Origin of the sequence: Paenibacillus sp. FSL K6-1558, assembly GCF_038002565.1 — a bacterium.
Classification (GTDB): domain Bacteria; phylum Bacillota; class Bacilli; order Paenibacillales; family Paenibacillaceae; genus Paenibacillus; species Paenibacillus polysaccharolyticus.
This window is the reverse complement of the sequence record NZ_JBBOCV010000001.1, coordinates 5,841,605-5,854,521: the sequence shown is the minus strand read 5'-3', so window position 1 is coordinate 5,854,521 and position 12,917 is coordinate 5,841,605. Positions and strand designations below refer to the sequence as shown.

Genomic DNA, 12,917 nt, shown 5'->3' with positions numbered 1-12,917 from the left:
AGGAGGATGACGATGGCTGGAATTCGTATTGTAGATATCGATATGTATCACCCTGAAACCAAGGTGCACAATGATTTTTATATTGAACATTTTGATGCCAGAGGGGTCGATATTCGTGGTTTGTTAAAAGCACTCGGGCGTGAGTCACGTTACAAAATTGATCAGGAGGACGAAAACTCACTGACCATGGCCTTCGAGGCCACCCGAAAGCTACTCGCTAAAACCGGTTTAACCGGACAAGATATCGACTTGATTGCGTATGCAAGCCAAACACCGGAATATATTTTTCCTACGAATTCCTTAATGATTCATCATCTGATTAGCGGAGCAGCCCACACCATCTGTATTGATAGCAATGCCAACTGTGCAGGCATGACCGCAGCTTTTGAACAGGTCAGTCGGCAGATGCTTGGTAATCCAAGAATCAAGCGTGCGCTGATCATCGGCTCAGACTATGTTGCTCCTCATGCCAGTCCGGATGATCCGGTTTATTTTGCGAATTTCGGAGATGCGGCCGCAGCTGTAATTGTAGAACGGGATGAACATGCCGTTGGGTTTATCGATTCAATCTACCAGACGGATACCTGCGTATATCAAAATTCACTCTTTCCAGCCGAAGGACTCGCGAAGCTCGGAAGCACGGGTGTTGATGCAGGAGCTTTTCATGTGAAATTCACACCGTTTGACGATTCAATCTGTGTCGATGCAGCTTCAGAGTCCATTCGTACGTTGCTGACACGGAATGAAATCAAGCCGGATGAGATTAAAGCCGCCTGTTTCTCTCAGCTGTCCATTGCTAACATTCGTGCAGTGTCCGAAAACATCGGCATTGCTGATGACATTGCTGTATATATTGGCGACGAATTTGGTTACACCTCGACAAGCAGCCCGTTTATAGCCATGCATCGAGCCATTAGCTCCGGAGAGCTGCAGCGCGGTGACAAAGTGTTGTTCTGGACCGTTGGAGCCGGGTGGCAAAATGTTGCCATGGTCGTGGAATACTAAGGGCAAAAGCACTTCTACAAACTTATATGTTCAATCTGCAGGACGACCTTGAGGAACAACTCTTCATTCATCGTCCTTTTTTTGATCTTATTTTTTCAATCTATATAAGTTCAACTAAAAATTTTACACAGTCCACTCCGATAACAGAAGAACCTTCCATTCGCTGTTATCCCCAGATTTTTTTGAATTCCCTTTTCCAAAGGGAAAAATCCGGTGATAAAGGCGACCGCTTCGCTTTTCCAGGTTTTTTCTGTCCTCTCCGTTAACGTGTAAAAGAACAGTTCAACTTATATTATTGTACCTGAATATAAAAAGCAGCCCACCTGGACTGCCCTTTATCCCTTACGCTACATCTGTTGCTGATTGGCTCATCGTCAAAATATTTTCTTCGTTTCCCGATCATCCTTCAGAATTTCAACGGCCTCCCGGAACCGCAGTGAGTGCACAATCTCGCGTTCCCGCAAAAATTTCAGACTGTCCTGCAAATCCACGTCATCCGTTAAATCAATTAACCATTGATATGTAGCCCGAGCTTTCTCTTCGGCTGCGATATCTTCGTACAAATCCGCGATCGGATCACCCTTCGCTTGAATATAGGTGGCGGTAAAGGGTACTCCAGCAGCGTTATTGTAAAAGAGTGCTCTGTCATGTGCCGCATAATGGGCATCCAACCCAGCCAGCTCCAATTGCTCAATCGTGGCATCCTTGGTGAGTTTGTAAATCATCGTTGCAATCATCTCCAAGTGAGAAAATTCCTCCGTTGCGATGTCATTCAATAGACCGATGATTTTGTCAGGAATCGTATAACGTTGATTCAGGTATCGCAAGGCTGCTGCCAGTTCTCCGTCTGCACCGCCATATTGTTCCATCAACAGCTTCGCCATATGCGGATCACATTTACTCACCCGAACTGGATATTGCAATTTTTTTTCATATACCCACATGCACAGGACGCCTCCTTCGATTTTATACTTGCCAAGGCCAAGGTGTCTGGGACCACTCCCACGGATATTTGGAAAAGGCATGACCAAAATTCGTCAGCGGACCGTATAACTGCTGAAATTCATGTGCAACGCGCATCCGTTCCTGGCTGAACTTGTTATACTGTTCGATGCTTTGAAAATCTCCCGGATGTGTATCCAAATACAAATTCAGCTCAACCAGAACAAAATCCAGCGCCTGAAGTTCCTCCAGCAGTTCGTAATATTTGGCGTCACAGGCTTTCGGCTGTTCCTTCTCCATCGTTCACCACCGCCCTTTCCTTCGTTTTCTTCGAGGTATACGGACTGTACAGCGCCGGCCACAATGTGCCGAGCCTTAAAGCTTCAGCCGGACTGTATTGCGGCCACCCCATCGGCTGAAAAGGAATAAATAATTGCGGTGGAACCAGATACGTACGAATACCTAGAGGTTTACACGGATCAAATGGACCCACAAAAGGAACATAAGCCCGAACCTGAGGATCTTTCAGAGGATCTTTCAATCGAAACGCCTCCTTTATCATGCAATCACTTGCATTCTGCATTCTGGGCATTACTTCACAAGGCATACAGTACATCCCCATCATTTCCTGTCCTTATAACCATATGTCGAGATGATCAAGATAATCCCTTTTTACAGAAACTATAAGACGGATTTTGCCATTGCAGAGCAAGCTCACTTATTCCCGACATGCAAAAAAAGACCTTTGAAAGGTGTCATAACACCAGCTCAAAGGTCTTACTTAAAAATCTTGTTTATCCGCTATTGTTCACATCGATTATCATCCGGAGACAATAGAAGATCACTGCTCATCTTCCGAGATTTCATCTTGTTCTTTTACTTGCTTGTACACTTTGACCCGGTTAATTCGTAGACGTGTAGACTCTTCGACTTCAAAAACATAGCCGTTCCGTTCACGTGTTCTCCCCTTAGCCGGACTGCCTTCCAGTTCTTTGAAGAGCCAGCCGCCAATGGTATCTACCTCTTCATCCTCAATGATCGCTCCGGTCCATTCATGAACTTCCTCAATCAACGAACGTCCGTCAATCGAGAAAGCCTCACCGATTCGTTCCATATGTGGCCGCTCATCCTCGAATTCATCATACAGATCCCCAACGATCTCTTCCAAAATCTCTTCAGCCGTCAGCAAGCCTGCAGTCCCTCCATATTCATCGACAACGAGCGTCATCTGGGAGTGCTTTTTCTGCATTAAACGTAACACATGACTGATCTCCATCGACTCGGGAACGTTCAGAATCGGACGCACCATTGAAGCCAGATTCTGTTGTTGTTCCGGTTCTGCCAGAAGCAAGTCCGTAATATGAATAAATCCGATAATCTCGTCCTTATCTTCTACGGCAACCGGGTAACGGGAATGCTTCGTTGCGTTGATGATCTTTAGATTTTCCTCCAGGGACAGATGGGTATACAAACAGTCCATATCTGTACGAGGCAACATAACTTCACGAGCCAGCATATCGGAGAAATCAAAGATATTATCCATCAGTTTGATCTCATCCTTGTCGATAACTCCGCTTTTGGCACTCTGTTTCATCAGGATGCGGAGCTCATCTTCGGAATGGGCCTCGCTTTCACTCGCGGGTTCAATACCAGCCAAACGTAATAAAGCATTCGCTGATGCGTTAAGAACCCAGATGAACGGAAAGAAAATTTTATAAAATATTAGTAACGGTGCCGATAAAAGCAACGCCACTCCATCTGTTTTTTGAATCGCCAGCGACTTTGGGGCCAGCTCGCCAAGTACAATGTGCAGAAACGTAATGATACAGAATCCGATAATAACGGATACCGTTGTAATCAGACCTGTATCGGAAACGCCAAGCTTAAACATCAGCGGTTCCACAAGCAGTTTGGAGATCGCAGGTTCCCCCAACCATCCCAGTCCGAGAGATGTCAGTGTAATCCCGAACTGCGTTGCCGACAGATAGGCATCCAGTTTACCGTTCACCTTCAGGGCGTAACCAGCCAGACGGTTTCCCTCACTCTGCAATTGTGTCAGGCGTGTCTGTCTTACTTTGACGAGAGAGAACTCTGCTGCGACAAATACACCATTCAAAAATACGAGCAAAAAGACACAGACCAGATTAAATACCAGCTGTCCAAGATGAAATTCGGTATGAATGCCCAAGATGTAACTCCCCTTCTCTGTCTATTTCAGGAATGCACCTGGAATATTAACGTAAAATAGCTTTTCTAGATTTGAAGTCCACGCCTTTATAATACATATCGGCCACAAGAAGATTTGGCCCGCAACACGATGCAGCATCACAATGGCAATTTACGGTCTGATTGAGCGGATGCTCAGCAGACCATTCATGGAATACATCATCCAGCTTCCGATCATGGATATTGCCGAATGCAGGGATATCGGCAAAATCAGTCACGTACACGTTGCCAGTAAACATGTTGACGTTAACACGGTTGCGTCCGTCCGGATCATTACGAACCGTTACATTCGGTTCGCTGTACAAGCGATTAATAAGCTCACGATCCTGCTCAGCTGCACTGCATGCAAAGAACGGTAGTGTTCCAAAAAGCATCCACATGTCTTTGTCACGGACATCAAGCAAGCGATGAATGGCATTCCTCATGTGATCCAGTGATAATACTGGAAGAGAGGATGCAAAGTTAGAGTTGTACATCGGATGTACTTCGTGCCGTACACAACCCATTTCCCGAATCAATTGGTGAATGCCGTCCAGTTTATCATGCGTCCGATAATTAATCATCGACTCAGCGGAAATAAACATTCCGGCCTCACTTAGCTTGCGGGAGTTTTCCATCATCTTTTCATACATTTTCACGGCGACTTCACGTTTTACCGGTCTACCGCTGTTGGCAAATCCCACCTGATGGAAATCATCTGCATTCAAATAATTGAAGGAGATGTGCATCACATCCAGATACGGGAGAAGTTTTTCATAACGGCTGATATCCAGTGTCAGATTAGAATTGATCTGGGAGCGAATTCCGCGTTCCTTCGCATATTTAAGCAGAGGAATGATCATCTCATCCACCGTCTTTTGGCTAAAGCTGGGTTCACCACCTGTCAAACTGATAGTCTGCAGATGCTCCACCTCATCAAGTCGTTTCAACATTAGTGAGAGTGGCAGTGCAGGTGCCTCTTGCATCGTAAGCATATCCCCCACGGCACAATGCTCACATCGCATATTGCACAGATGTGTCACTGTCATTTCTACACTGGTCAGCACATGCCGGCCATATGCACGCAGAGAGCCAATCGGATCCCACGGATCATTCGTTGGCGATAATGGCATCGGTTGTACCGATCCTGAGTTTAGCATGGTCATTGTTCTTCACCTTATTCCTTTTATTAACCTAAAAAGTTTTATTTACATCATATCCGAGATTACTTTTTTGGGAGTTATCTTTTATCATAGCACAATTATGAATCTTCCTGCACAGCCAAACCCTGACCATTACATGACAAAAAACGCTCATGAATCATCGGAAATTCAGCCTAGCTTCACGTTCCCGATATGACCACTGAGCGCCTGCTCTATACTTCGTTAGCTTAACTATTCAGCTGTTCATGCTTCGTAAGTGTAGCAGAATCTTCCGCACCCTCCACCCCTGTAATCATGACGGATAGCTTCGTAGCAAGATTTATTTCGTAGGGGGCTGCAAGAACCTGTCCTTCTGCATCCTTGATCACACGAATCAATGGCCGTTGTGGCACGCGGGGTTGAATGGCAGCGACAACGCCAACTTCTCCAGTGCTCAGTTTTACGGATATACCTACGGGATAGATCGCTACACAATCCCTAAACTTTTCAAGCATCCACTGTTCATAAAGCGTTCCAGAACCTGTATACAGTACCTCTACGGCTTGATGCGGCAATAAAGCTTGACGATAAACCCGATTGGTCGTCATGGCATCATACGAATCGGCAAGAGCAATCCACTTCGCATATTCATGGATTTCATTGCCTTTCAAACCAAAAGGGTAGCCACTGCCATCAATTCGCTCATGATGCTGCAGTGCACAGTGTGCTGCGAGCAGAGGGATGCCGGGTTCATCCTTGAGAATGCGGTGTCCATACGTGGTATGCTGTTGAATAACCTTGTATTCCTCATCACTCAGACGTGAAGGTTTATGTAAAATGTCGGAGGGAATCTGCGTTTTCCCAATATCATGGAGCAGAGCGCCTAGACCAATCTCCATAAGTTGCTGACGTGTATAACCTGATGCCACACCGAGAACAAGAGTATATACACAAACATTCAGTGAGTGAGTATACAGGTCAAAATCGCTGGAGTTCATGTCCATTAACATGATCATCGCTTCCTTTTGACCACCAATGTCCTCAAGAATGCTGTTCATTACACCACTAAGCGCTTTACCAAAATGTGTGATCTGGTTTTTACTTTTGAAGCCGGACATATGTTGAAATTGCTGTTTGATCTCCACAAGTGCTCTTCGCTTGGTCTCTTCCTGTAACATATCGGGCACGATAATGTCTTCTGTCGCAGCATCCTGAATATATACATATCCAATCCCAAGATCTTTCAACCGTCCGATTAAACGACTCGTCAGTTCTACATCCTCACTGAGTAAAACCAGACCTTCCTCACTAAAAATTCGTTTCCCCAGCTTCATGCCAGGCTGCAATAAGTTTATATGTACTAAACGCACAGCCTATCCTCTCCCGCTCCATAGATGTAATGAACACTAGCCGCCGCATCAGCAGAAGGCAGTCTCGTTCTAGCTTCTAGCTTTTAGCTTGATAACCAGCGGTTACGCAGGCACTCCTCCAGCGCCCCTGGTCGTTTTAATTCTTCTTCCAGCAAATCCCGTATAAATTCCGGAAGGTGATATTGTATATTGCTTCCTTGAGCCAAAGAAGGATATCCCACATTAAACGTAAACATATCAAGCGTTCCAATCACATATTCACGCTTCCCATCCATAGGTATACCGTTCACATAAATGGATTGGATCTTATCATACGCTGGCGCACTAGGGTCGTAAAGAACCTCTATTCCATCTACACATAACGTCCCGAGAATACGTCCCCGAAAGCCAAATCCCACGATGGGTTTAGAGAAGAATTCCTCCAACAGTGACTGTTCAAGCGCTTCACGAATCTGATCACCATTCAAACATATTGTACAAGCATTTATTGGAGATGGACATAGGGAATGTAACATTCCTTTCGTAATGTCGCCTTGTGGCAGGTTTCCGAGTAACTGACCCGCATTCACAAGCGATATTTCCGCTTTTGTAAAATGGCGTACAGCTTGCGCAAGCAAGCTAGCAAAAGGAGATTCCCGCTCGTAATAAACGGGCAAGGTTCGATCCGTGATCACGGCCGTCTGATCCAGCAATCGTTCAGCTTCCTTACGGTTCTTAGCAATTGCCAGAGACACCTGCTCTTCCAGCATGTTACTGTGTACTGGCACACAACCGCTGCTCACCAGTTGCACAGGCTCTGCTTGGCCTGCTCTTTCCAGCACAACTCTACCGAGCCATTGTCCGAATTTACCTGCCGCTCCCAGCACGGTATTGCCAATCAGCAAGGGTTCCTCCAGCACATGATGGGTGTGTCCGCCCAGGACAACATCAATGCCCTCAACCTGTTCCGCCAGTCTTTTGTCCGTTGAAAGACCCAGATGAGATAAAACAACGATCACGTCCACTTGCTCACGCAGTACCTCAACCTGATCTCTTAAAGTTTCTACTGGGTCCGTCACTTGCCAGCCTAACAGTTCATAGAAGGTGCTAAACGGGGCTGTTGCTCCTAGCAGACCAATGCGAAATGGTCCTTTTTCGACAATAATCCAAGGTTTCATCCAGGCTGGAGGACGCCCTGTATCCTGTTCTACCACATTGCCGCACACAATCGGACATAGGAGTCCCGTATAGGACTGAGCGAGTTGGTCTGGCGTAAAGGTTAGTCCCTCATTATTTCCAATCGTAATGGCATCATAACCTGTCAGATTGAGCACATCTACGTTGGCCATTCCGAGTGTGCCTTCCGTTTCAACAGCCATTCGATCCATATGGTCTCCAATATCGAGGACAAGCAGATGTCCACCTTGGGCACGTTCTTCATTGATCATAGCAGCGATCGCACTCATAGAGCCGAAATGACTGTGTATATCATTGGTGTGCAGAATGGTTAATGTTTGCTTCTCGCTGCTGCGCATTACACTGCCTCCCCTGCCGTTCATTAAACGTACATTCTTCTAATGGATAAGCATAACATTTTCTACGTCGTTATGATATATTTATAGGGTTTAGAGATCAAAAAGGAGAGATTCATTCCATGAAATTGACAATTCAACTATTTGCAGGTATTGCAGAACGTTTAAATACATCCCAACTTGAATTTGAGTATGATGGTGATACGCTTACTGCTGCTATGCTTAAAGAACAATTGAGCCAGGCTTATCCTGAGGCTGCCACACAGATTCGTTCATCATTTTTAGCAGTTAACCAGAGATACGCTCCTGCCGATACATTACTTAAGACGGATGATGAATTGGCTTTGATCCCTCCTGTATCTGGAGGTGACGGTTCGACGAACCAAGACGAGGATCACCCTTATACACAAGAGCATCGCACTGAAGACGGCCTGTTTCTGATTACCAATGCGCCCTTGTCCGTGGAGGCAACGACCGACATGGTCATTACGGCTAATCATGGCGCTGCGTTAACTTTTGTAGGCACGACACGGGAAATGACTGGTGAACAGCGTACGGTTCATCTGGAATACGAGGCATACGTCCCCATGGCGCTGTCCCATATGGCTGCGATCGGCAAGGAGATAGCAGAACGCTGGCCAGGTGTACTTTGTGCGATAAGTCATCGAATCGGCAAAGTTGACGTTGCCGAAATCAGTGTCGTTATCGCGGTATCCTCGCCTCATCGCAGCGATTGTTATGATGCAAGCCGTTACGCTATTGAAAGACTGAAGCAAACCGTACCAATCTGGAAAAAAGAAATTTGGGAAGACGGATCAGAATGGAAAGGCCATCAACTAGGACCCTGGAACCCCATGGACGAGAAAAAATGAGTCTATTCGCTGTTTACAGAGGCGCATAAACAGTAAATAAGTCGTTGTCAACCCATTTTTTTCTTGTTATTATAATGATATGTGTCGATATTAGTCGAGGAAAAGGTGGTTTATACGTGAGAGTGCATGTTACAGATCTTAAACCCGGCGACCTGCTAAAAAATGATATCTACAATACTTCAGGTCTCCACATGCTGATGAAAGGTTCCGTTCTCAGCGAAGATGATATATCTAAGCTGCTGCAGCATGGAATTGATTTCGCAGATGTAGAACAATCATCCGACCTTCACTCTAATGAACAAAACTTGCCTTCCGATCAGACCCGTCTGTTAACCAATCTGTTTAACGACACGATCAAAGGCACAGAATCTCTGTTCGAACAAGCCATAGAAAAAGGCTTTATTGATGAATCACAGGTTGACGAAATATTAGGCACCTTAACGGGACAGCTTGAAAAACAAAAGGATGTTGTCTCCCTGTTACTTATGCTGGATGGAGACATTGACTACACCTACAATCATTCCTTACAGGTTGGCATGCTCGCTTTTTATATCGCTGGGTGGATGGGTTATAGCCCGGATGAATGTATTACGGTAGCCAAGGCAGGATATCTTCATGATATTGGCAAGTCCAAAATTCCTTCTGAAATTTTACATAAACCAGGCAAACTAACGACAGAAGAATTCGCAGAAATGAAAAAACATACCTTTTATGGTTACGATATTATCAAAGCTTCAACAGAGGACGAAATCATCGCCATGGTTGCTCTTCAACATCATGAGCGTGAGGATGGCAGTGGTTATCCGCATGGTTTGCGAGGAGATGAGATTCACCCCTATGCTCGTATAACTGCTGTAGCCGACGTTTACAGCGCTATGACAACAAATCGGGTGTATCAGACCAAACAGGAGCTAATTTCTGTTCTATGCGAGCTATACAGCCTCAGTTTTGGTCAGTTGAATGGCGAAGCCACCCAAGAGCTGATCAAACATATGCTTCCGAATTTTATTGGTAAAAAAGTACTGCTCACAACAGGACAAACTGGTGTCATTGTAATGAACAATCCAGCTGACTACTTCCGCCCACTCGTTCAGACCTCTACGGCCTTTATCGATTTAGCGAAAGAAAGAGATATTGCCATTGTTGAAATTTACGTCCAATAAATACGATTGAAGAGAAAAGAGGGATCAAAGGAAGCTCGATCGAGCTTCCTTTGATCCCTCTTGCTTATATTCGGTCGATGGAGTTACACACAGAATGCTTTTGTGATGATAACCAACAGGATGAACAGTACCAAGATCGCGCCAACCGAAGTACATGGATTGTATCCACCTACACCGCCTACACCACCAACGTTGCCTTTACAGCCGTAACCTACTTCGCTCATGTGATTGCCTCCTCTTTATCAGGTATACCCTAACATATGACGCTTCCCTGCCAGAGGAACTGGGCGAAACGGCATTCTTCGCAATTTGGTTCATAGCCCATAAGATATGAGTGGTATGCACTTATACTGGCCTTCGCTCCTATAATGGCCTTCGCTCCTATAATGGCCTTCGCTCTAATACCAACCTTGCTCTTCAAGTTTCAATCCTCTTTTGGCACCAGTATTCCCGTTTCCTTCCGATACATGATCACAAGTATTCTCCAAAAGTCATAACTTCCTGTGTCATCCTGAATATAGGGACGATAATAAGCCAGTGCCTCCTGCGCCCAGTCAGGGCAACTCATGTTGGATAATCGCTTTTGTTCTTGAATCCAGCTTCCTTGAAGCTCTAATTGCTTCTGCATAAGCGTGAACAACTGCTTTTCCTGACTTGTCATTGGCGGACCCTCCTCCTGAGAGATCGTTCCGTATTCGTTTAACAAATACGCCGTTGGTTCCACAACACCATCTTCACTTGCAGTATACCCGTACGAAGGCGAGCTTGTTTTTCGAATCTCATAATGCACATGGGGCCCCGTGCTCTGTCCTGTACTGCCTTGGTAACCGATTAGTTGTCCTTTCCTCACTCGCTGACCAACCTTAACGGCAATTCGAGAGAGATGGGCGTAACAATGCAAGTATCCACGATGATCCTCCAGCGCCACAGTAAGCCCGTAACCGCCAAAACCGGAGCCTGTGCGTCCTTCCGTTGCAAAACGTACCGTTCCTTCAAGAAAAGCAGATACAGGCCCATTCCAAGGCTCGGTGACCAGGTCTACCCCTCGATGAAACGTCTGGCCTCCATGTATAGGATGAATTCGATAGCCGAATGAACTAGTAATCCGATACCCTTCGAAAGGGTTTGCATTCATAGACTCACATCCTTTTTCTACCATTAAATGCTTAACTCTATGAATTGGCTTGTGCTATTAGTCTTATTTTTACATGTTCAATCAAAGATTACTCTCTTTATGGCATAAGAAAAAAGACGAACCATGACGGTTCGTCTTTTTTCAGTACATATGTCTTAACCGATGGAACCTTCCATCTCAAATTTGATGAGACGATTCATCTCAACCGCGTACTCCATTGGCAATTCTTTCGTGAACGGCTCAATGAAGCCCATGATGATCATCTGTGTAGCTTCAGCTTCAGTCAGCCCACGGCTCATCAGGTAGAAGAGTTGATCTTCGGACACTTTGGAAACCGTTGCTTCATGCTCCAGCATGATGTTATCATTCATGATTTCGTTGTAAGGAATTGTATCCGATGTGGACTCATTATCGAGAATGAGGGTATCACATTTGATGTTGGATTTCGCGCCCTCAGCTTGGCGTCCAAAGGAAGCCAGACCACGGTACGTTACTTTACCACCATGTTTACTAATCGATTTGGATACAATCGTTGAAGTTGTATCCGGAGCCAAGTGAATCATTTTCGCGCCTGCATCCTGGTGCTGGTTTTTACCTGCAACAGCGATGGACAGAACGGAACCTTTAGCTCCACGGCCTTTCAGTACAACTGCAGGATATTTCATCGTCAGTTTGGAACCGATGTTACCATCGACCCATTCCATCGTTGCGTTCTCTTCAGCAACCGCACGTTTGGTAACGAGATTGTAGATGTTTGGTGCCCAGTTTTGGATCGTTGTGTAACGAACGCGGGCATTTTTCTTACAGATGATCTCAACTACCGCACTGTGCAGGGAATTTGTGCTGTAAATTGGAGCAGTACAACCCTCTACGTAGTGAACGAAGCTGTCTTCGTCTGCAATGATCAATGTACGCTCGAATTGGCCCATATTTTCGGAGTTAATCCGGAAATATGCTTGCAGAGGCACTTCACATTTTACGCCTTTCGGTACGTAGATGAAGCTTCCTCCAGACCATACCGCACTGTTCAGCGCAGCAAATTTGTTATCTGCTGGCGGAATAACAGTAGCAAAATATTCACGCAGAATTTCCGGGTGCTCTCTCAGAGCCGTATCGGTATCCATGAAGATTACGCCTTGGTCTTCCAGTTCCTTCTGCATATTGTGGTACACAACCTCGGACTCATACTGAGCCGATACCCCAGCAAGGAACTTTTGCTCCGCTTCTGGAATACCCAGTTTATCAAATGTTTCTTTGATTTCGGAAGGAACTTCTTCCCATGTTTTTCCTTGCTTTTCCGAAGGACGAACATAGTATTGAATATCATTGAAATCCAGTCCATCCAGATCGCCGCCCCATTTAGGCATGGCCATCTTCTCGAACTGTTTCAAGGATTTCAAACGGAATTCCAGCATCCACTCCGGTTCGTTTTTGATTTTAGAAATTTCCGTTACAACTTCCGCTGTCAGACCTTTGCCGGTTTGAAAGATGGATTTATGCTCATCGCGAAAACCATATTTATACTCTTCCATTTCTGGTGCTTTTTTAGCCATCTTGCTCGACCTCCCTATC

13 protein-coding genes are annotated in these 12,917 nt (G+C 45.5%); 3 read left to right on the top strand and 10 right to left on the bottom strand.

The genetic code is table 11. The features are described 5' to 3' along the window. Nucleotides 1-12 precede the first annotated feature (12 nt). On the top strand, nt 13-1,005 hold the full coding sequence (locus tag MHI38_RS25510; RefSeq protein ID WP_308722120.1) for a 3-oxoacyl-[acyl-carrier-protein] synthase III C-terminal domain-containing protein: 993 nt from the start codon (nt 13-15) through the stop codon (nt 1,003-1,005). Nucleotides 1,006-1,379: 374 nt separating this feature from the next. Here MHI38_RS25510 and MHI38_RS25505 read toward each other — a convergent pair whose 3' ends face one another. From MHI38_RS25505 to MHI38_RS25475, 7 genes are all read right to left on the bottom strand, one after another. Beyond that, nucleotides 1,380-1,949: a manganese catalase family protein gene (locus MHI38_RS25505; protein WP_090920145.1), complete on the bottom strand. Its 570-nt coding sequence runs from the start codon at nt 1,947-1,949 to the stop codon at nt 1,380-1,382. A gap of 22 nt (nt 1,950-1,971) precedes the next feature. Then, complete coding sequence (locus tag MHI38_RS25500; protein WP_090920142.1) at nt 1,972-2,247, bottom strand: spore coat protein CotJB; 276 nt, start codon at nt 2,245-2,247, stop codon at nt 1,972-1,974. Beyond that, nucleotides 2,219-2,509: a spore coat associated protein CotJA gene (locus MHI38_RS25495; RefSeq protein WP_090920510.1), complete on the bottom strand. Its 291-nt coding sequence runs from the start codon at nt 2,507-2,509 to the stop codon at nt 2,219-2,221. Before MHI38_RS25495 ends, MHI38_RS25500 begins: the two co-directional genes overlap by 29 nt. A gap of 279 nt (nt 2,510-2,788) precedes the next feature. Beyond that, complete coding sequence (locus tag MHI38_RS25490) at nt 2,789-4,135, bottom strand: CNNM domain-containing protein (protein ID WP_154886775.1); 1,347 nt, start codon at nt 4,133-4,135, stop codon at nt 2,789-2,791. 46 nt (nt 4,136-4,181) lie between these two features. Beyond that, nucleotides 4,182-5,318 (bottom strand): radical SAM/CxCxxxxC motif protein YfkAB, encoded by a 1,137-nt coding sequence (yfkAB, locus tag MHI38_RS25485; RefSeq protein ID WP_145329119.1) that lies wholly within the window; start codon nt 5,316-5,318, stop codon nt 4,182-4,184. Between the two features lie 224 nt (nt 5,319-5,542). Continuing rightward, nucleotides 5,543-6,628 (bottom strand): HD-GYP domain-containing protein, encoded by a 1,086-nt coding sequence (locus MHI38_RS25480; protein WP_308722123.1) that lies wholly within the window; start codon nt 6,626-6,628, stop codon nt 5,543-5,545. Nucleotides 6,629-6,747: 119 nt separating this feature from the next. After that, the gene (locus MHI38_RS25475; RefSeq protein ID WP_341181833.1) at nt 6,748-8,178 is read right to left on the bottom strand and encodes a bifunctional metallophosphatase/5'-nucleotidase; all 1,431 of its coding nucleotides are present in this window, start codon (nt 8,176-8,178) and stop codon (nt 6,748-6,750) included. A 119-nt stretch (nt 8,179-8,297) separates the two neighbouring features. On the opposite strand from MHI38_RS25475, the gene MHI38_RS25470 reads away from it, so the two are divergent. Continuing rightward, on the top strand, nt 8,298-9,047 hold the full coding sequence (locus tag MHI38_RS25470; protein ID WP_090920123.1) for a molybdenum cofactor biosynthesis protein: 750 nt from the start codon (nt 8,298-8,300) through the stop codon (nt 9,045-9,047). A gap of 116 nt (nt 9,048-9,163) precedes the next feature. Then, on the top strand, nt 9,164-10,210 hold the full coding sequence (locus tag MHI38_RS25465; protein ID WP_090920120.1) for an HD-GYP domain-containing protein: 1,047 nt from the start codon (nt 9,164-9,166) through the stop codon (nt 10,208-10,210). An 83-nt stretch (nt 10,211-10,293) separates the two neighbouring features. Here the strand turns inward: MHI38_RS25465 and MHI38_RS25460 are convergent, their stop codons facing one another. The 3 genes from MHI38_RS25460 to sufB form a co-directional block, all read right to left on the bottom strand. Then, nucleotides 10,294-10,434, bottom strand: a complete 141-nt coding sequence (locus MHI38_RS25460) for a hypothetical protein (protein ID WP_167375722.1) — start codon at nt 10,432-10,434, stop codon at nt 10,294-10,296. A gap of 200 nt (nt 10,435-10,634) precedes the next feature. Beyond that, nucleotides 10,635-11,345 (bottom strand): M23 family metallopeptidase, encoded by a 711-nt coding sequence (locus MHI38_RS25455; protein WP_186809564.1) that lies wholly within the window; start codon nt 11,343-11,345, stop codon nt 10,635-10,637. A 155-nt stretch (nt 11,346-11,500) separates the two neighbouring features. Next, a complete protein-coding gene (gene sufB / locus MHI38_RS25450) occupies nt 11,501-12,898 on the bottom strand; it encodes a Fe-S cluster assembly protein SufB (protein WP_090920114.1) in 1,398 nt (465 codons plus the stop codon). Nucleotides 12,899-12,917: the final 19 nt, after the last annotated feature.